The organism is Nostoc sp. DedQUE07 (assembly GCF_034530975.2).
GTDB lineage: Bacteria > Cyanobacteriota > Cyanobacteriia > Cyanobacteriales > Nostocaceae > Nostoc.
Map to the genome: position 1 here is coordinate 51211 of NZ_JAVRCC020000030.1, position 17381 is coordinate 68591.

At 42.8% G+C, this 17381-nt stretch carries 14 protein-coding genes and 1 riboswitch; of the genes, 6 read left to right on the top strand and 8 right to left on the bottom strand.

Going from position 1 to position 17381, the window contains the following annotated elements; translation table 11 throughout:
- Window positions 1-11: 11 nt before the first annotated feature.
- The gene (locus RMZ95_RS21695) at window positions 12-689 is read right to left on the bottom strand and encodes a calcium-binding protein (protein WP_322684732.1); all 678 of its coding nucleotides are present in this window, start codon (window positions 687-689) and stop codon (window positions 12-14) included.
- Window positions 690-700: 11 nt separating this feature from the next.
- Window positions 701-1324, bottom strand: a complete 624-nt coding sequence (locus RMZ95_RS21700) for a hypothetical protein (protein ID WP_322684731.1) — start codon at window positions 1322-1324, stop codon at window positions 701-703.
- Between the two features lie 761 nt (window positions 1325-2085).
- On the opposite strand from RMZ95_RS21700, the gene RMZ95_RS21705 reads away from it, so the two are divergent.
- From RMZ95_RS21705 to lnt, 3 genes are all read left to right on the top strand, one after another.
- The gene (locus RMZ95_RS21705; protein WP_322684730.1) at window positions 2086-3405 is read left to right on the top strand and encodes a chloride channel protein; all 1320 of its coding nucleotides are present in this window, start codon (window positions 2086-2088) and stop codon (window positions 3403-3405) included.
- 152 nt (window positions 3406-3557) lie between these two features.
- Window positions 3558-6170: a DNA topoisomerase (ATP-hydrolyzing) subunit A gene (gyrA, locus tag RMZ95_RS21710; RefSeq protein ID WP_322684729.1), complete on the top strand. Its 2613-nt coding sequence runs from the start codon at window positions 3558-3560 to the stop codon at window positions 6168-6170.
- The gene (gene lnt, locus RMZ95_RS21715; RefSeq protein ID WP_322684728.1) at window positions 6151-7800 is read left to right on the top strand and encodes an apolipoprotein N-acyltransferase; all 1650 of its coding nucleotides are present in this window, start codon (window positions 6151-6153) and stop codon (window positions 7798-7800) included. The genes gyrA and lnt overlap by 20 nt, the downstream gene beginning before the upstream one ends.
- On the opposite strand, the gene RMZ95_RS21720 is transcribed toward lnt, so the two are convergent.
- From RMZ95_RS21720 to RMZ95_RS21730, 3 genes are all read right to left on the bottom strand, one after another.
- Entirely contained in the window at window positions 7795-8412 is a 618-nt protein-coding gene (locus tag RMZ95_RS21720) for an rRNA large subunit pseudouridine synthase E (RefSeq protein WP_322684727.1), read from the bottom strand. The genes lnt and RMZ95_RS21720 overlap by 6 nt on opposite strands.
- A gap of 240 nt (window positions 8413-8652) precedes the next feature.
- Window positions 8653-8880, bottom strand: a complete 228-nt coding sequence (locus RMZ95_RS21725; RefSeq protein WP_322669568.1) for a hypothetical protein — start codon at window positions 8878-8880, stop codon at window positions 8653-8655.
- Between the two features lie 307 nt (window positions 8881-9187).
- On the bottom strand, window positions 9188-9385 hold the full coding sequence (locus tag RMZ95_RS21730) for a hypothetical protein (RefSeq protein WP_322684726.1): 198 nt from the start codon (window positions 9383-9385) through the stop codon (window positions 9188-9190).
- 252 nt (window positions 9386-9637) lie between these two features.
- Between RMZ95_RS21730 and RMZ95_RS21735 the strand changes: the two genes are divergently transcribed.
- Window positions 9638-10630 (top strand): 2-hydroxyacid dehydrogenase, encoded by a 993-nt coding sequence (locus RMZ95_RS21735; RefSeq protein WP_322684725.1) that lies wholly within the window; start codon window positions 9638-9640, stop codon window positions 10628-10630.
- Between the two features lie 225 nt (window positions 10631-10855).
- On the opposite strand, the gene RMZ95_RS21740 is transcribed toward RMZ95_RS21735, so the two are convergent.
- Together RMZ95_RS21740 and RMZ95_RS21745 are read right to left on the bottom strand one after the other, a co-directional pair.
- Window positions 10856-11200, bottom strand: a complete 345-nt coding sequence (locus RMZ95_RS21740; RefSeq protein WP_322684724.1) for a hypothetical protein — start codon at window positions 11198-11200, stop codon at window positions 10856-10858.
- Window positions 11201-11308: 108 nt separating this feature from the next.
- Window positions 11309-11566, bottom strand: a complete 258-nt coding sequence (locus RMZ95_RS21745) for a transposase (protein WP_409883415.1) — start codon at window positions 11564-11566, stop codon at window positions 11309-11311.
- Window positions 11567-11753: 187 nt separating this feature from the next.
- Window positions 11754-11850, top strand: a riboswitch (TPP riboswitch).
- A 7-nt stretch (window positions 11851-11857) separates the two neighbouring features.
- On the opposite strand from RMZ95_RS21745, the gene thiC reads away from it, so the two are divergent.
- Entirely contained in the window at window positions 11858-13231 is a 1374-nt protein-coding gene (gene thiC / locus RMZ95_RS21750; RefSeq protein WP_322684723.1) for a phosphomethylpyrimidine synthase ThiC, read from the top strand.
- 415 nt (window positions 13232-13646) lie between these two features.
- Window positions 13647-14753, top strand: a complete 1107-nt coding sequence (locus RMZ95_RS21755) for a DUF6745 domain-containing protein (RefSeq protein WP_322684722.1) — start codon at window positions 13647-13649, stop codon at window positions 14751-14753.
- Between the two features lie 408 nt (window positions 14754-15161).
- Here the strand turns inward: RMZ95_RS21755 and RMZ95_RS21760 are convergent, their stop codons facing one another.
- Entirely contained in the window at window positions 15162-17150 is a 1989-nt protein-coding gene (locus tag RMZ95_RS21760) for a S8 family serine peptidase (protein WP_322684721.1), read from the bottom strand.
- Window positions 17151-17381 lie beyond the last annotated feature (231 nt).

A 17381-nucleotide genomic window follows, 5' to 3' on the forward strand; every position in this document is an offset into this window, starting at 1 on the left:
ATTTTGAGCAGTTAAGCCTCGCCAGCGAAATTTAGGGTGTCTACTTCGGCAATTACTGCTGCTGTTGGATTAATTCCTTTACCTACCCCACCGAAATCAGTGATTATATCACTACTTGCACCCGGGCTATAAATGTCGTAAACAAATGTATCCTTGCCACCGCTACCCGTTAAAGTGTCGTTACCAAGACTAGCTATGATGGTATCGTTGCCATTGCTCCCCACAATGTAATCATTGTAGGATGTGCCTGAGATATCTAATCGTTCAATATTCTTATAGTTAATCTGATATATGCCTGCTGTAATCGAGCCAGTATTAGTAGCATGATTGAAAGTCGAAGTGATTGCCTCAGTCGTATTGGAATTGACGGTTAACAAATCGTCACCTGTCCTTCCGTTTACCGTTTGAGTTGCTAAGGAAGAGGGAGCAGTATATGGAACAAACAAACTGAAGGAGTCATTGCCATCCCCTCCATTTAGGATGTTGCTACCCCGAACTCCAGGGGTGTAAAAGTAATCATTGCCATCTCCACCTGAAACCGTATTGTTGCCAGTAGAGTAGCTAATATCAAGGTAGTCATCCCCTGCATCCCCTGTGAGAATGTTATTTCCAGAAGAATAGGAAGCATCAAGGGTATCATTGCCCAGACCACCAATGAGAGTATTGTTGCCCGTACCACCCCGCAGCAAATCGTCACCACTTAATCCATCAATTTTGTCATTGCCCCCTGACCATTCACCACATCATCTGAGTTGTCTAAACCTGTAATGTTGTTATTCAGGTCATTGAGGAAGGTTACTGTGTTCTTGATGCCGATGCTTGTATCAGTTGAGTTGGCATCCAGGACATCAAAACTATCAGTGATACTAGTTTCCTCAAACCCATTAAACAAGATATTGCCTATGGCTGGTCTTGTACTAGAAGCTTTCAGGTTATCTAAGTCTTCTAGTTTGAAGTTTTGTAGGATGATTTTTGTGGTATTATATACGTTTTCAAAAGTGATTTCTAGATTGTTACCATTTTGGGTGAGTAGCAAATTTCGCGCATTCAATTCATCCAAAAATTCGATAGTATCGACTTCCGCAATTACTGCTGCTGATGGATCTGTTTCTTTACCTACACCACCGAAATCAGTGATTATATCAGTGCCACCGCCTGACCTATAAAAAATAAATGTATCTTTGCCGCCCCCACCCGTTAAAGTATCGTTGGCACCATAACCTGTAATGATGATATCATTCCCAGCTTTACCGTTAATTATGTTGGGGTCGTTAGTGCCGTATAAAGTGTCATTTCCATTGGTTCCAATGATAGTATGTGTCATTACTTTCTTTTTCCTTAATAGATGTTTGGCAGTAACTTTAGGTTTTCAACTTTTAGTGTTTGAAGGCACAAAAGTTCGCCGAAAATTGAGGCTTTCGACATACTTTTCTCACTCTTGAAGGTGACAAATTTTTGATGAATATCCTCCTTTCGATCGACTTGCAAATATTACTTATCCAAGCACTTATGACTATCTAAGTCTTAAAGTCGTCTAAAATTCATCAGCGTGTAGATTCGCAAAAAACTAGTTTCAAGCTAATTTCAATCATTCTTCATCGTCACATAGGCAAACATCTGCCATAGACATTGCTAAAGAAGAGCTGAAAAATTGAGCTTGAATGTCGAAAATCCACAACTCATAATTTAGTTATTTTGTCAATGCGTAAGTCTTCTTACTACTAGCCCTTTCCAAGTGAACATTTGTACTACAAAAGAAATGAGATTTTAACCTATTTTTGGTATTTTGGCGGCTGCGATCGCTTAATTTACAATCCCAAAATTTAGAGTTTAATCCATAAATTCTTTGTTCAATTCCAGTCGAAGCCTGAAATGCCGTAAAAAACTCGATAGTACATATGTTCACCTTAAAAGGGCTAGTCTTACTAATTAGAAAATAGGGAACACTTGATGGGCTATAGGGAAAGGAATCTTTGTCCTTCACCCTTGGTATTTGGCTTCAAAATAGGAAATATCTAATAAATAGCCTATACGATAAAAGCGTAAATATTCACTACTCTCGGTTTCACAAATAGGAAATAAGCAGTGTTACCAAACAAGCCCCCCGCTAGTAATCAAACTCAACGCTGGACATTTGCTCAACTTTTTGGACTGGTAAAGCGTAATCCCTTAATGATTTCGCAGTGGGTTATCTGCTGGATAGTCGTGGGGACTGCTGGTGGTCTATTTGCAGCGTTGTACTGGAATATTCTAGAGTTTTTAACTCACAGACTCCAGCGATTTGAGGGTTTTAGCCTGCTGATAGTGATGCCACTTAGCGGTTTAGTTATTGGTCTGGTGATTCATTTTTTGGGAAATCCCGGTGAAATCGCTGTGATTGTTGATAATATTCATTTTCGTGGCGGCCGCCTAGATGTTCGCAAAAATCCTTCAATGATTCTTGCTTCTCTAGTCAGCATCTCGGCAGGCGGTAGTGCTGGCCCAGAAGCACCACTGGTACAGGTAACAGGTTCTTTTGGTACTTGGATTGCCGATCGCTTAAAACTCCAAGGTGAAGACCTCAGAACCATGAGTTTAGCAGCAATGGCGGCTGGCTTCACTGCCTTGTTTGGCTCACCTCTTGGCGGTGCGATGTTCGCTTTAGAGATTTTGCACCACGAGCATATTGTGGAATATTACGAAGCTTTAATGCCAGCCATTGTTTCGAGTTGCGCTAGCTATCTGGTGTTTGCAGCAATTACACATTTGGGTATTGCCCCCACTTGGCATTTTCCTCAGTATCACTTAGAAAGGATTGATGATTTTGCGATCGCGATCGCCTTTGGAATTATCGGGGCAGTGGCGGGATGGATTTTTATGGGTATTTTTCGCGGCTGCGATGCCTTTTGGCAAGCCGTTTCACGTTTGGGCATTTCACCAACTCCTGTTCCCATTTATGTGCGCACAACACTAGCAGGAGTAGGACTTGGCATTTTAGCAGTTTTATTACCCCTCACCCGTTATTTTGGACATGAAGAGTTAGATTCAGTCCTGAGAGCTAACTTTGGTGCTGTTTTTCTCTTAACTCTAGCTCTTGGGAAAATGGCTGCCATTAGCATTACAGTAACAGGTGGGTGGCGCGGTGGATTCATCATTCCCCTATTTTTCACTGGTGCTTGCATTGGTAAAGCAGTAGCAGTCTTAATTCCAGGACTCGATCCTGCCCTGGCGATGATTTGTACAATGGCGGCTGTCAATGCCGCCGTAACCCGCACACCGATAAGTACGACTTTGCTACTATCAAAACTGACTAACTTGAGTCCCCTTACGCCAATCCTTTTTGCCAGCTTGATGGGATTTTTTCTTGCCCCTAAAGTTCCCCTGATCGCATCTCAACTCAAATCCCAGAGAGAAGCTACGGATTGAACAAGCGGCTGAGTTAGCTGCCCAGGCAATAAAAAGCAATATATGCTAAGATTGTATCAAATTATAGCAATTATTCAAGAGCAATTTAGAATAATTTTGCGCTTTGTTGAGTAAACAAGCTAAAATCTACGATTTTTGGAGATTTTTAGGTTATGACAACCTCACAGGAGAGGATTATCCCGACAGACTTGCGAAACGAAATGTCGCAGTCTTATCTGGAATACGCCATGAGCGTGATAGTGGGTCGGGCGCTGCCAGATGCCAGGGATGGTCTAAAACCTGTGCATCGTCGCATTCTCTACGCAATGCACGAGCTAGGTCTGCTCCACGATCGCCCCTTTAAGAAATGCGCCCGTGTAGTGGGTGAAGTATTGGGTAAATATCACCCCCACGGTGACACAGCTGTGTATGATGCTTTGGTGCGGATGGCGCAGGATTTTTCCATGCGATCGCCCCTAGTTAACGGGCATGGTAACTTTGGTTCGGTAGACAACGATCCGCCAGCCGCCATGCGGTACACAGAATGCCGCTTGCAAGCTTTAACTAGTGCTGGGCTACTCCACGACATCGAGTATGAAACCGTAGATTTCGCCGATAACTTCGACGGTTCCCAGCAAGAACCGACAGTTTTACCCGCACGGATTCCGCAGTTATTGCTCAACGGTTCTTCTGGGATTGCCGTGGGCATGGCCACCAACATTCCGCCCCACAACTTGGGCGAATTAATTGATGCTTTGGTGGCTGTCATCCACAATCCAGAAATCACCGACATCGAATTAATGCAGTATGTCCACGGCCCAGACTTTCCGACTGGGGCGCAGATTTTGGGAACATCTGCTATTCGAGAAGCTTACACCACCGGACGTGGTTCTATTACCATGCGTGGTGTCGCCAACATTGAAACCGTTGAACAACGGGGGCGACCAGATAGAGAAGCAATTATCATCACCGAATTGCCCTATCAAACCAACAAAGCGGCGCTGATTGAAAAAATTGCCGAAATGGTGAACGAGAAGCGTCTAGAAGGGATTGCAGATATCCGGGATGAAAGCGATCGCGACGGGATGCGAGTTGTCATCGAACTCAAGCGTGATGCTTATCCCCGTGTCGTGTTGAACAACCTTTACAAGCAAACACCACTGCAAGCCAACTTCGGCGCGAATATGCTGGCGTTGGTGAATAGCGAACCGCAAGTACTCACCCTCAAGCAGTTTTTAACCGTCTTCTTGGATTTCCGCATCGAATCCATTGCCAGACGCACCCGCTACGAACTGCGGAAAGCCGAGGAACGCGACCATCTCCTGCAAGGGTTATTAATAGCTCTATCTCATTTAGATCCAATTATTGTCTTAATTCGTCATGCTCCCGATGCACCCACAGCTAAAGGCGAATTAATCACAACTTACGGACTTTCAGAAGTACAAGCAGATGCGATCTTGCAAATGCAATTGCGGCGCTTGACTGCCTTAGAAGCAGACAAAATTCGTCTGGAACACGAAGAATTACAAGCGAAAATCACTGATTTACAAGATATTTTGGCACGCCGGGAGAGAGTGCTAGAAATCATTGAAACCGAAGTCACACAACTGAAAACTAGCTTCGCCACACCCCGCCGCACGGTGATTTTACCAGGGGAAGGGGAATTAGACGATCGCGACCTCATTGCCAATGAAAAAGCGATAATTCTGGTGACAGAGCAAGGGTACATCAAACGGATGCCAGTTAACACCTTTGAAGCCCAAAGCCGTGCTACCAGAGGCAAAGCCGCAGCCAAGGTGAAAGATGATGATACCATTGAGCATTTCTTAACTTGTTGCGATCACGACAGTATTTTATTCTTTAGCGAGCGTGGTGTTGTTTATTGCCTGAGAGCTTATCAAATTCCAGCGAGTTCGCGTACCAGTCGTGGGACACCAATCGTCCAGATGTTACCGATTCCCAAAGAGGAAAAAATCACCTCGATTGTACCGGTTGACGAGTTTAGCAGCGAAGAATATCTGGTTATGCTCACCAAAGGTGGCAATATTAAGAAAACCGAATTGGCAGCCTTTAGTCACATTCGCGCCAATGGTTTGATAGCCATTTCCTTAGAAGAAGGCGACCAACTCCGCTGGGTGAGACGCGCTAGAGTCGAGGATAGTGTAATCATTGGTTCTCGTAACGGGATGGCGATTCACTTCCGATGCAACCACGAACAACTGCGTCCTTTAAGTAGGGCGACTCGTGGAGTGAAAGCCATGAAACTCAAAAATAAAGATGAACTTGTGGGTATGGATATTCTCCCCGCAGCAATTCTGGAAAGTTTGGATGTTGCAGAAGCCGAAATTGAAGATATCGAAACAATCGAAACAATCGAAACAGAAGATATCGAAATTACCGAAATTACTGAAGAGTCCGCAGAAGTGTCTAGCAGTGGCATTGTTGGCCCTTGGGTGTTGGTAATTACAATGGGTGGATATGGTAAGCGCGTCCCAGTCGCCCAATTCCGGCTGCAAAATCGTGCTGGTCAGGGTTTAATGGCAACCAAGTTCAAAAACCGCAAAACTAAAGACAAGCTAGCAACCCTACGCATTGTTAACAACGATGATGATGAAATCATGATGGTGACAAATCGCGGTATTATCATCCGTCAAGCGGTGAATGCGATTTCTATCCAATCGCGATCGGCAACTGGAGTCAGAGTGCAGCGTTTAGATGAAGACGATGCTATTACCGGAGTAGCAATAATTCCACCTGATGCTGCCGATGCAGAAGAAGCAGAGTAAAAAGCAAGGGGAGCTGGCGTTGCAGGGGAGGCAGGGGGAGAAATTTATCTCTTTACTCCCTTGGTTAATTGCCTTAGCTAGCGGCATTTTAATGGGGTTAACCGTTGCCCCTGTAGGTGCATGGTTTCTGGCTTGGATTGCTCTAGTCCCCTTATGGGTGTTAGTTATCACTTCTGGCAAACCCAAAAACCAATCCCCCCCTGCTCCCTCATCTCCCCCTGCTCCCCCTGCTCTCTTCTGGGGTATAGGTTTTCACGGTGTCGCCCTCTGGTGGATTACCGGAATTCATCCCATGACTTGGTTGGGCGTTCCGTGGTTGCCAAGTTTGGCAATCACCCTTTTTTGCTGGGGATTTATCACTGTATTAGGAGGAATATTTGTTACTATTTGGGCGGCTGTAATGGTTCACCTGAGCGGGCAAAAACCGTGGCTACGTGTACTGATTGGTACAGCCGTCTGGTGCGGCTTAGAAAGTCTGTGGAGTGCCGGGCCTTTGTGGTGGAGTTCCCTTGCTTACACCCAAAGTCCGCATAATCTCGTAATTGTACATCTAGGGCAACTCTCTGGGCCTAATACTGTGACAGCAGCGATCGTTGCTTTTAATGGCTTAATTGCTGAAGCGTATATAAACCGACAAGATACCAAGATGTCCTTTGCGCCTCTGCGGTTCGTTAATAAATATTTGGCGATCGCCACAGGACTATTAATTACCCTACACCTTATTGGTTTTATCTTATATAGCCGTCCCATTGCTCAACCCCCAGAAGTAGCCTTAAAAGTGGGGATTGTTCAGGGTAATATTCCAAACCGACTTTTACGAAGTTCTGAAGGGTTTCGTCGCGCCCAAGAAAACTATACCAATGGATATCTAACTTTAGCAGACCAAGGTGTAGATGCAGTCCTGACTCCAGAAGGAGCCTTACCTATTTTCCAGCGTAACTTGCTGGAAACGGCCTTAGTCGCAGCCGTGAAGGAAAAAGGCGTAGTTGCTTGGATTGGAGCTTTTGGCGAACGGGGAGACAGTTATACAATTAGCTTGTTTACTTTCAACAGTAAGGGTGAAATTGTCAGCCGCTACGATAAGTTCAAGCTAGTACCCTTGGGAGAATATATTCCCTTTGAAGGAATTTTAGGCGGGTTAATTCAACGCTTGTCGCCTTTGGATGCACACCAAGTTGCTGGTTCAGCAAATCAGCTATTTGACACTCCTTTTGGTCGGGCGATCGCTAGTATATGCTATGAATCTGCTTTTCCCGAACAATTTCGCCGTCAAGCGGCGGCGGGTGGACAATTTATTATCAGTTCTTCTAACGATGCCCATTACACTGCATCCATGCCATTCCAGCATCATGCACAGGATATCATGCGGGCAATTGAAAGCGATCGCTGGTCAGCACGAGCAACTAATACCGGATATTCAGCCTTTATAGATCCTCATGGCAAAACCTTATGGATATCTGGATATAATACCTACGAAACTCATGCTGAAACAATTTATCGACGACAGACAAAGACTTTATATGTGCGTTGGGGTGATTGGTTGACACCGTTGTTGTTGATATCTTCTGGAGGAGCTTGGCTGCTAATTTGCGGTATAAAGAAATTGAACACGATAGATTTAATATTATGAGACGGTTTTTGAGGGAAAACTTTTCAATTTATTAAAATTATGCAGAAATTGGAGTTCAGAAGCGGTGAGGTCGCGCCATTGACCCAATTGTAGGTCATCTAATTGTAGGTGAGCAATGCTGACCCTGACCAGTCGCAAAGTCGGAAAGCCAACAGCCGCAGTCATGCGCCGAACTTGACGGTTTTTTCCCTCTGTCAAAGTCATTTCCAGCCAAGCTGTCGGTACATTTTTACGAAATCTAATTGGTGGAGTGCGTTCAGGTAGCCGTGGTTCTTCTGGTAGGAGCTTAACTTCTGCTGGTTGAGTGCGGTAATCTTGAATTTCCACACCTGTTTGCAACCTTTTGATAGCTTCTGCATCTGGAATTCGCTCTACCTGTACCCAGTAAGTACGTTTATGACCAAAACGCGGATGCGCAAGGCGATGTTGCAATTGTCCATCGTTTGTTAACAGCAGCAATCCTTCACTATCCCAATCTAAGCGGCCCACAGGATACACATCAGACACATCAATATAATCTTTTAGGGTGCTATGTGTAGGGGCATCTTTTGTAAACTGGCTGAGAACGCCGTATGGTTTGTAAAAAATAATATATCGGTAATGATTGGGCATGGGGCATTTGACTTCTGAATTCTCTTTTAACAATAAGTAAGTCGCTGTGAATATTTATCATCAGGTTCAGGCAGGAGGCAGGTGGTCACTGAGCGTAGTCGAAGTGAGGCAGGAGGGAGAAGGAAAGAGGGTTTTAGTCCACTTTACTTTTATTAACATAGTTTGATTTTTCCTGCCTGTTCTACTTAGAAGCAGAATTTATAAATCTTACTTTAAACTTATAAGTTATCAAATGGAAAATCAATCGCGGTTAAAACCACAACCTAAACAACGCATACAAACAGAGAAAGCTGCTAAAACTGAAACAATCTCAATTAGTAATTGAAATGACAAGGGAGCTAGAGCCAAACCCCAAATCAAAAGAATTGTCCCGCTGATCATAGCAGTAATGCGATTAATTTCATCTCTAGTATTGAAAACCAAGAATAATGTTCCCAAACCAATTAATAATAAGACTAAGCTACTCATAAACATATTCCTGACTTATACTTTTTCTTTGTGAAGCTGCATATACAGCAGAATCCAGGAGTAGAACACGCTTCATATCAGGTTTTGAGACGAACCGTTGTGTACTTTCCCTTTCTTGAAACCTGTTGTATTTAACTCCTGTAGTCCTACTGTTACTTGGGCGGACTAGAGGGCAGTCTTGTTATGTGCATCTTAATACAGAATGGGATAAACTCCAAGCTGGAAAATTGTAAAAACCTCACACAACTACAGCACAAGTTAACTGATGTCCTCAAATAAATTACACCTTCGATATCGGTAGATTGTATCATTCACCTAGCTGGATAATTTTTTCAGATGTTGCTATCATTTTGTTTCTGTCAAAATTGACTATTAGCCGATCGGCAAAACTATGAGAAATCAATGTGATGGAAATATATTGCATATTTGCAATAATTCGGCAAACATCGTAATTTTGAGCAGTTCCATTCAACCGAAGTGCGTAGGCGTAGCCCGTCGTAGACATCGCTTATTTAATACCAATTTTAAAAAATAATGCGACTGATACATACGGACATACCTTTGTTCTGTCTAGGTTTCCTAATTTTGAATTTTGAATGCGTGAATTTTGAATTGGTATAACTTATCCTGCCAGAGTAAACGATTAAAAAATATTTAAAAATGCCGCAACTACGCTCGTTGTAGACATCGCTTTTCTAAAGATCGAGGTATTATCTACTCGAACACCGTGCAGCATACATAAAGTCTGAGGTTTTGCATGAAAGTAGCAGTTTTCAGTACAAAAGCCTACGATCGCCAGTTCTTGTCAGCTGCAAATTCTCCTATTCAACACGAGTTAGTGTTTTTTGAACCCCGTTTAAATCGAGATACGGCTATTCTGGCTGCTGGATTTCCGGCGGTTTGTGTATTTGTCCACGATCAGGTTGATGCCCCAACTTTAGAACTTCTCGCCTCAGGGGGAACTAGTCTGGTTGTCCTTCGCTGTGCAGGGTTTAACAATGTAGACTTACAAGCCGCAGCAGATTTAGGAATTACCGTTGTGCGTGTTCCCGCTTATTCACCTTATGGGGTTGCAGAACACGCCGTCGGATTGATTTTGAGCTTAAATCGCAAAATTCATCGTGCTTATAACCGTGTCCGAGAAGGCAATTTTTCTTTAGATGGACTGTTGGGATTTAATTTGCATGAACGTACAGTGGGGATTGTTGGCACTGGCAAAATCGGTCTGATTTTAGGACAGATTATGAAAGGGTTTGGCTGTCACATACTCGCCTATGACGTTTATCGCAATCCCGAATTGGAGGCGCTGGGTGGAAAGTATGTAGAACTACCTGAGCTATTTGCCAATTCCGATATTATTTCCCTGCATTGCCCCTTGACTCCCGAAACCCATCACTTGATTAACACTGAGGCTATAAAAAAGATTAAGCCAGGTGTGATGCTAATTAATACTAGCCGAGGAGCGCTGATTGATACCCAAGCAGTGATTGAGGGATTAAAGTCTGGTAAAATTGGCTATCTGGCTGTAGATGTCTACGAACAAGAATCGGAGTTGTTCTTTGAGGATTTGTCTGGGCAAATTATTCAAGATGATATTTTCCAGCGTCTAACAACGTTCCCCAATGTACTAATTACCGGACATCAAGCCTTTTTTACAGCAGAAGCTCTCTACAATATTGCCGAAACAACTTTTGCTAATATTACCGATGTTGAACAGGGTCGTCCTTGTGCGAATGAAATTCGCGCCTAAATCTTTAGCAATCTCAAATCCCAAATTGTGTTAAGCTGTCACGCATTAAAATTGCACATCAACTAGTAAGGGTTGTCATTAGTCATTTGTCCTTAGAAACACAAATGACTAATGACTAATGACTAATGACGGTCTATACGGAGTTTGTGCAATATATAGAACCCATTTGATATCTATACAGGAGGGCAATCGAATTTGGCTGAACTACGAGCTAAGTTACAAATTTTATAGATTGATCGTCAGGATTTTTTTCTTGCTTTTTTTGTCGCTCAACACGACTGTATTGTAGGGTAATGTATCCGTTCCCAGCGGAATTGGCAGCTTAAAACTGGGGCTTTTATGATCGAGTTCGCCTAAATCAATGCTTTTCGTTATATTGCCATCTGTTGCAAGATTTGCGGTAAGTTCTCCTTTATAATCTTCAATTAAAAAGTCTCTAAAGAAAACGACTGCCCCACCCTCAGGATCTATACCAAGGATGACCGTACCGCTGAAAGTTGTGCCTTTTCGTTCTTCATCAATCGTTGCCACTGTGATTTCCGAGGGGTCTTGACCGGACTTATCTGCCATAAACTTTTTCCTGGGCGAATTCTCAACAATTGAAAATGATTTTACAAGAGCGCTATGGGCGATCGCAAAACTCTTAGGACGTATTTCTGCAAGGGAAGTCAATCATGATTAGGGTCGTCCACTATGGTTTTTTTTTACTTGTTCACGCACCCTGTGGTGCAAATTGGTCATAATATTATCAAGGATACCCTCCTGACACCAATGCTTGTAGTGCCAGAATACAGTCGAATAGGGTGGGAAATCTTTAGGTAAGTCAGCCCAATTGCAACCATTCTTAAGTTGATAAAATACACCGTCAAGAATCTGCCGCTTTGTCCACAGAGGCGGTCTAGTTTTCTTTTTAGTCGGCAATAATGGCTCAATTATTTCCCACTATGCGTCAGTCAAATCGCTTGAATACCCCATTTTCAACCCTAAACTGCTTCAATGCACCTAATTTCTGTTGATTCTACTTGCTCGTCTAAAAGATATCAAATGGGTTCTATAGGCGTATTAGCTTACCTTATAAATTGTTAACATCTTTGTTCCCAGATATAACCAAGGTGCTACACTACATCCATGCTAGGGGTGCCTATATAACCAGGCTGAGATCACACCCTTAACACCTGAGTCTGGGTAATACCAGCGGAGGGAAGCTGTTTATTGAGGAATCACAATATGCGGACTGAATGGGTTGCTAAACGACGTGGGCAAAGTAATGTATCTCAAATGCACTACGCCCGCCAAGGTGTTATCACCGAAGAAATGCACTACGTCGCCCAACGGGAAAATCTCCCGGCGGATCTCATTCGTGAGGAAGTAGCGCGGGGACGAATGATTATCCCCGCTAATATTAATCACACGAATCTAGAGCCGATGGCTATTGGCATCGCCTCTAGATGTAAGGTAAATGCTAATATCGGCGCTTCCCCCAACTCTTCTAATCTTCAGGAAGAAGTTGATAAGCTGAATCTGTCTGTGAAGTACGGCGCTGATACCGTGATGGATTTGTCCACAGGTGGCGGTAACTTAGATGAAATTCGCACCGCAATCATCAAGGCTTCACCTGTTCCCATTGGTACAGTGCCAGTTTACCAAGCTTTAGAAAGCGTCCACGGCACAATCGAGAATCTGACTGCTGATGATTTCCTCCATATCATTGAAAAGCACGCCCAGCAAGGAGTAGACTATCAAACTATCCATGCTGGGATTTTGCTTGAGCATTTGCCTTTGGTGAGAAATCGGCTCACTGGTATTGTCTCTCGCGGCGGCGGGATTTTGGCGCGGTGGATGCTACATCACCACAAACAAAACCCGCTTTATACCCACTTCCAAGATATTATTGAGATTTTCAAAAGGTACGATGTCTCCTTCAGTTTAGGAGATTCCCTGCGTCCCGGTTGCACCCATGATGCCTCAGATGAAGCACAATTAGCTGAATTGAAAACTCTGGGACAGCTAACTCGCAAAGCCTGGGAAGATGATATACAGGTGATGGTGGAAGGGCCTGGACACGTGCCAATGGATCAAATTGAGTTCAACGTCCGCAAGCAAATGGAAGAGTGTTCGGAAGCACCTTTCTATGTGTTGGGGCCATTGGTGACAGACATTGCTCCCGGTTATGACCATATCACTTCAGCGATTGGAGCGGCAATGGCTGGATGGTATGGTACTGCGATGTTGTGCTATGTAACACCTAAAGAACATTTGGGTCTACCAGATGCCGAAGATGTCAGAAATGGGTTGATTGCCTATAAAATAGCGGCTCATGCGGCTGATATTGCTAGACATCGCCCTGGTGCAAGGGATAGAGATGATGAACTTTCTAAGGCGCGTTACAACTTCGATTGGAACCGTCAGTTTGAATTATCACTCGATCCAGAAAGAGCTAAGGAATATCACGATGAAACTCTGCCAGCAGATATCTATAAAACTGCTGAGTTTTGTTCGATGTGTGGGCCTAAGTTCTGTCCAATGCAAACTAAGGTTGATGCTGATGCGCTGACAGAATTAGAGAAATTCTTGGCGAAAGAGCCTGTTACTCAAAGTTAATTTATACTGGGACGGGGTGACACAAAGAGAAATAGTTTTGTACTAATGTGATACAGCTAAAACAGTGCATAAATCTATTTCTTGTGGTGTGGCTATCTTGCCGCAACGGACAGGCGAGACTGTGCTTTCACCCATAATTTAACCTAAATTGTGAACCGTAACCTCACCAGAAGTTGACACTGGATAAGATGGCCGCTTTTAAATGATAAAGTGGCCATCCCAATTAAGTACAAATTCTTATTTTTACGTTTTACATAATCTGTGATGATAACTTCGTTAAGCTTCTCTTCTCTACCAGAGGCTACGCCAACAGACGCTAAACGTAGCTTATTCCGTTTTAGAATTAATGGAAATAATAATGGTTTAAGCTCTTAATGTGGCAACTTAGTTAATATTGTTATGTTTTCACACAAACATGTCCAATAAAAAAATTGAAAAACTAACTCCAGAACAAGAAGCTTTAATCTCAGTTTATAAAAGCAAATGGGAAAATATTAGACTTTCTACTCAGCGAATTGATAGAAAAAAAGCAGAGTCAGCTGTAAAAGATGCTTATGCAATGGTTGGTTTACCCATTCCTCAAATTACTTTTTGTGATAGTCCTGACGCTGCGTGCAATTGGCTCTCTAACCATCTATCCTTTCAAAAGATAAAGAACTGGGAAAATAATCAAGATACTTCTTCTTTGAATAACTTGCTATTTTACCACATAGTTGAGAAGCTACAAAATCCTCTATTTGAACAAATAGATAGTAAAGTTTACGAGCAATTCGGAGACATAATCTATTGCGCTCAAGGTGGAGGAGAACCATTTAACAGTCAACTATATAAGCATTTGTTAAATAAAATAGAAAGTAGAGTTTCAGAAAATAGTCAATTTCCTGAAGAATATCGTTATCTGGAATCTCAGATTAATGATTCTTTTCAACCCGAAAATCATTTATGGGCAGCCATGTTTGATTTTGGCTTTTCTGTCTCAGGTCATAGTAATTTTAAAAAAGACTGGAAAATATTTCAATCATTAGTTCAAGAATGTGGTTGGATTATTGAAGATAGTGATTTTTGTGTTATTTGCGATCGCCCTACAAAATTATTATTAGATAATCAACAGCGGTTACATGCAGAAGCTGAACCAGCTATTGAGTACGCTGATGGTTTTAGCGTCTACGCTTATCATGGTGTAAGATTACCAGAAAAATACAGTAAGTTACCTCCAACAGAATGGGAAGCAAAATGGTTATTAGAAGAAGATGACTTGGAAGTGCGAGAATTGCTAATTGAAATCATTGGTTATGAAGGTATTAAAAAAGAATTACAAGCTGTTGAATTAGATTCATCTCAAGGATACACTTTACTAGCAATAGGTATAAAGAATAATGTAGAGCCGATTTACCTGTTGAAAATGACTGACAATAATACAAGAAAAATTGATATTAAGAGATTATCAGTTAATGTTAAATCAGTCCAAGAAGCAATTTTTTTGACCAAAAGCTCGATTTTTCGTGCCGTAGCTAAGTTTTAGGTTTTTTAATCTCGAATTATAAATTTGAGTCCAGCATCATCGGTATTTCAACAATTTGCTGCATTGCCTCACAATTGAATAATCGCCTAGTATTTTTGGATGAAGGGGTGTTGGGTGTTGGAGGAAGAAAAAATTGTATTTTTATACACCCTACCCCAAAAGCAATAAGGGTACAAGCCCTACTAATATCATGTCCGGTTGAAGACTTATCATTTAGAGGGCAGGGGATAGGGGAAAAAGACTTTTGGGATTTTTGCACAGATACGGTAATCATAAGTGATTAGGCAGACATGATATAATTACCTAATACCCTACACCCTTCAGTTTGACGTCCTAAAATTCTATTGTCTTAAACACTACACCCAACACCCTGCCCTGAGGAGGTTTTACCTTTTCATGCCATTCGGGTTAAAATCCCATTTCAATAGTCAAACTGCGAATTTTTCCTGTATCTCCTTCAGCTTTATCTGCAACTTCGAGAGTCCAGGTTCCTTGGGGACTTTTACCTTTAAAGGCAGCAAGTTTTGGGGTATTTACTTCGTCATAAGTTGTTTTAATATTATCTGTAGCTCCGCCCTGGCGATCGTGCAGATTTATGGGAAGTATGCCTGTTTGCACTGGGGGAAGAAGAGTAACTATAAGATCCCCAATATAAGTATGCTCGATATCTATATTAACTTTGATGGATTTTAGGAGGGTAGTATTAGCGATCGCCACCGATAATGTTGATGTTTGTAGATCGTTAATTGGGATATCTTGCACTGCTTGGAATCTGCTGATGGGTGATGTTTGCGGTGGTTTGGCTAATTCTACAGCTTTGAGAGCATTGATTCGACCGTAACCGTAAAAGGGGCTGCGGCCATTGGCATCATATTTACCTCCAGCTGGATCGATGCGATCGCAGGAGCGTTTTATAATGTCTCGCACTTCATCCCAACGCAGATTTGGGTTTCTGGCAAGAATCAAGGCGGCTACACCTGCTGCACCTGGACAAGAGCTGGAAGTTCCGCCAAATTCGTTCGTATAGTTGCCTAAAGCCTCACCCAGATTTCGATTACCGGAATTATAGCCAAGTACGCCAGAGCGATCGGTTGTCCAAATTCCAGTGGTTTGAGAAATATCACCATTGTTGCTGGGGAAGGCACACCAAACCGCCTGACCGAAGTCACTGTAAGCGCTTCTCGTGCCGTAATCGTTACAAGCTGCCACTGCAATTATCTTTTGGTAGCTGGCGTAGCCGTCATTATCAACGCTTTCGTTACCGTTACCAGCTGCAAATAAGATTACACAGCCCTTGCCGTTGCGTCCTTTATTGATTGCAAAATCTATAGCAAGTCGCGTGGAATCAGGCAAAGGTACTTTTTGCTTGTGTGCGGGATCGTCTGGTTCAAACCAAGTACCGTCTGCTGGGCCCCAGCTACAAGAAATAACATCAGCACCATTTTGAGCCGCCCAAACAAAAGCATCTGCTTCATCTTGCGATCCCAGCGCCGAAGCTAAACGAATCGGCATCAGTTTTGCCCCCGGTGCTACACCAGATGCCCCAAAGTTGCCGTTTGCACAAGCTACTCCTGCACAAGATGTACCGTGATTATTATCGTTTCCCGGTCTGGGATTGTTCGTTTTACGTGTGACATCACGCGGGGCAACAATCTTGCCAGAAGAACGGAACTCTTCATGATCGAGATCCATACCATCGTCAATAATTGCAATAATTGTCCCAGTGCCATTGCTCAACTTCCAAGCGGCTTCAACGTTGGCATGGGCGTTAATTGTCTTACCATTAATTGTTGTTTGCTTTAAATGCCATTGCTGCGGGAAAATCTGACGTTGACGTGACTCGCGCGCTAGTTCGGGATGGCACAGTTCAACTGATTCCTCATTTAGAAGTCTCTCGGCGATGTCAAAGACGGCTATACCAGTATTTGTAGGCGCACTGACAAAGTAAGCATTTCGTGCATATTCAAGTTGGCGTTTAATTGTTAAGTTGTAACGTCTTAAAACCTCTTGGCAAACACCTGACTCTTCTTCGCTATCAAATTTAACAAAAAGGTTTTCAGTATAAACTACAGGTTGTTGGGATACTGGATCGATTAAGACGCGTCCGGCAAATTGAACTTCAGACTCATTGTTAAGAATTTCACGGGCGCGATCGCGCAAAGCAGCACCCTGATTTGGAACTTTCGCTTGCAAAATTTCTACACCGGCTTGCCGAAACCGTGTTTTTAACTCAAATTGATTGAGGATGCTACGAGCTGTAGGTGATACAGGTGCGACTTCAAAGGATCTTGCACCAACAATAGTGCTGCGGCTTTCGGTACGCACTACAACGTGTTCGTTACTGATAGCAAATTCATACTGTTGGCCGTTCTGTCCACCATAGCGAACTTGAACCATTGTTTAGTCTCCTAAATGTTTTGAAAATTGGGAAAACCGTATTATGCCTTACTTTTAAAGCTTGCTATACCCATCGTAGGCTTACATTTACTTGATGGATGCTTCTGATTTCATGTGTTATGTGTGTATTACGATACAGAATTTAATCTATCTAAGTTCATACAAACTTCGATTAATCTTTCCAGAAAAGAGGGGATTCAAAATCAGGTTGCTTTAAGAATCTTCACTATC

What these genes read in the sequence shown, in the direction of transcription:
- RMZ95_RS21720 (WP_322684727.1), bottom strand. Translation starts at nt 8,412, where the DNA reads ATGCCCAATCATTACCGATATATTATTTTTTACAAACCATACGGCGTT.
- lnt (WP_322684728.1), top strand. Translation starts at nt 6,151, where the DNA reads ATGCAGAAGAAGCAGAGTAAAAAGCAAGGGGAGCTGGCGTTGCAGGGG.
- gyrA (WP_322684729.1), top strand. Translation starts at nt 3,558, where the DNA reads ATGACAACCTCACAGGAGAGGATTATCCCGACAGACTTGCGAAACGAA.
- RMZ95_RS21760 (WP_322684721.1), bottom strand. Translation starts at nt 17,150, where the DNA reads ATGGTTCAAGTTCGCTATGGTGGACAGAACGGCCAACAGTATGAATTT.
- RMZ95_RS21740 (WP_322684724.1), bottom strand. Translation starts at nt 11,200, where the DNA reads ATGGCAGATAAGTCCGGTCAAGACCCCTCGGAAATCACAGTGGCAACG.
- thiC (WP_322684723.1), top strand. Translation starts at nt 11,858, where the DNA reads ATGCGGACTGAATGGGTTGCTAAACGACGTGGGCAAAGTAATGTATCT.
- RMZ95_RS21725 (WP_322669568.1), bottom strand. Translation starts at nt 8,880, where the DNA reads ATGAGTAGCTTAGTCTTATTATTAATTGGTTTGGGAACATTATTCTTG.
- RMZ95_RS21755 (WP_322684722.1), top strand. Translation starts at nt 13,647, where the DNA reads ATGTCCAATAAAAAAATTGAAAAACTAACTCCAGAACAAGAAGCTTTA.
- RMZ95_RS21735 (WP_322684725.1), top strand. Translation starts at nt 9,638, where the DNA reads ATGAAAGTAGCAGTTTTCAGTACAAAAGCCTACGATCGCCAGTTCTTG.
- RMZ95_RS21730 (WP_322684726.1), bottom strand. Translation starts at nt 9,385, where the DNA reads ATGTCTACGACGGGCTACGCCTACGCACTTCGGTTGAATGGAACTGCT.
- RMZ95_RS21700 (WP_322684731.1), bottom strand. Translation starts at nt 1,324, where the DNA reads ATGACACATACTATCATTGGAACCAATGGAAATGACACTTTATACGGC.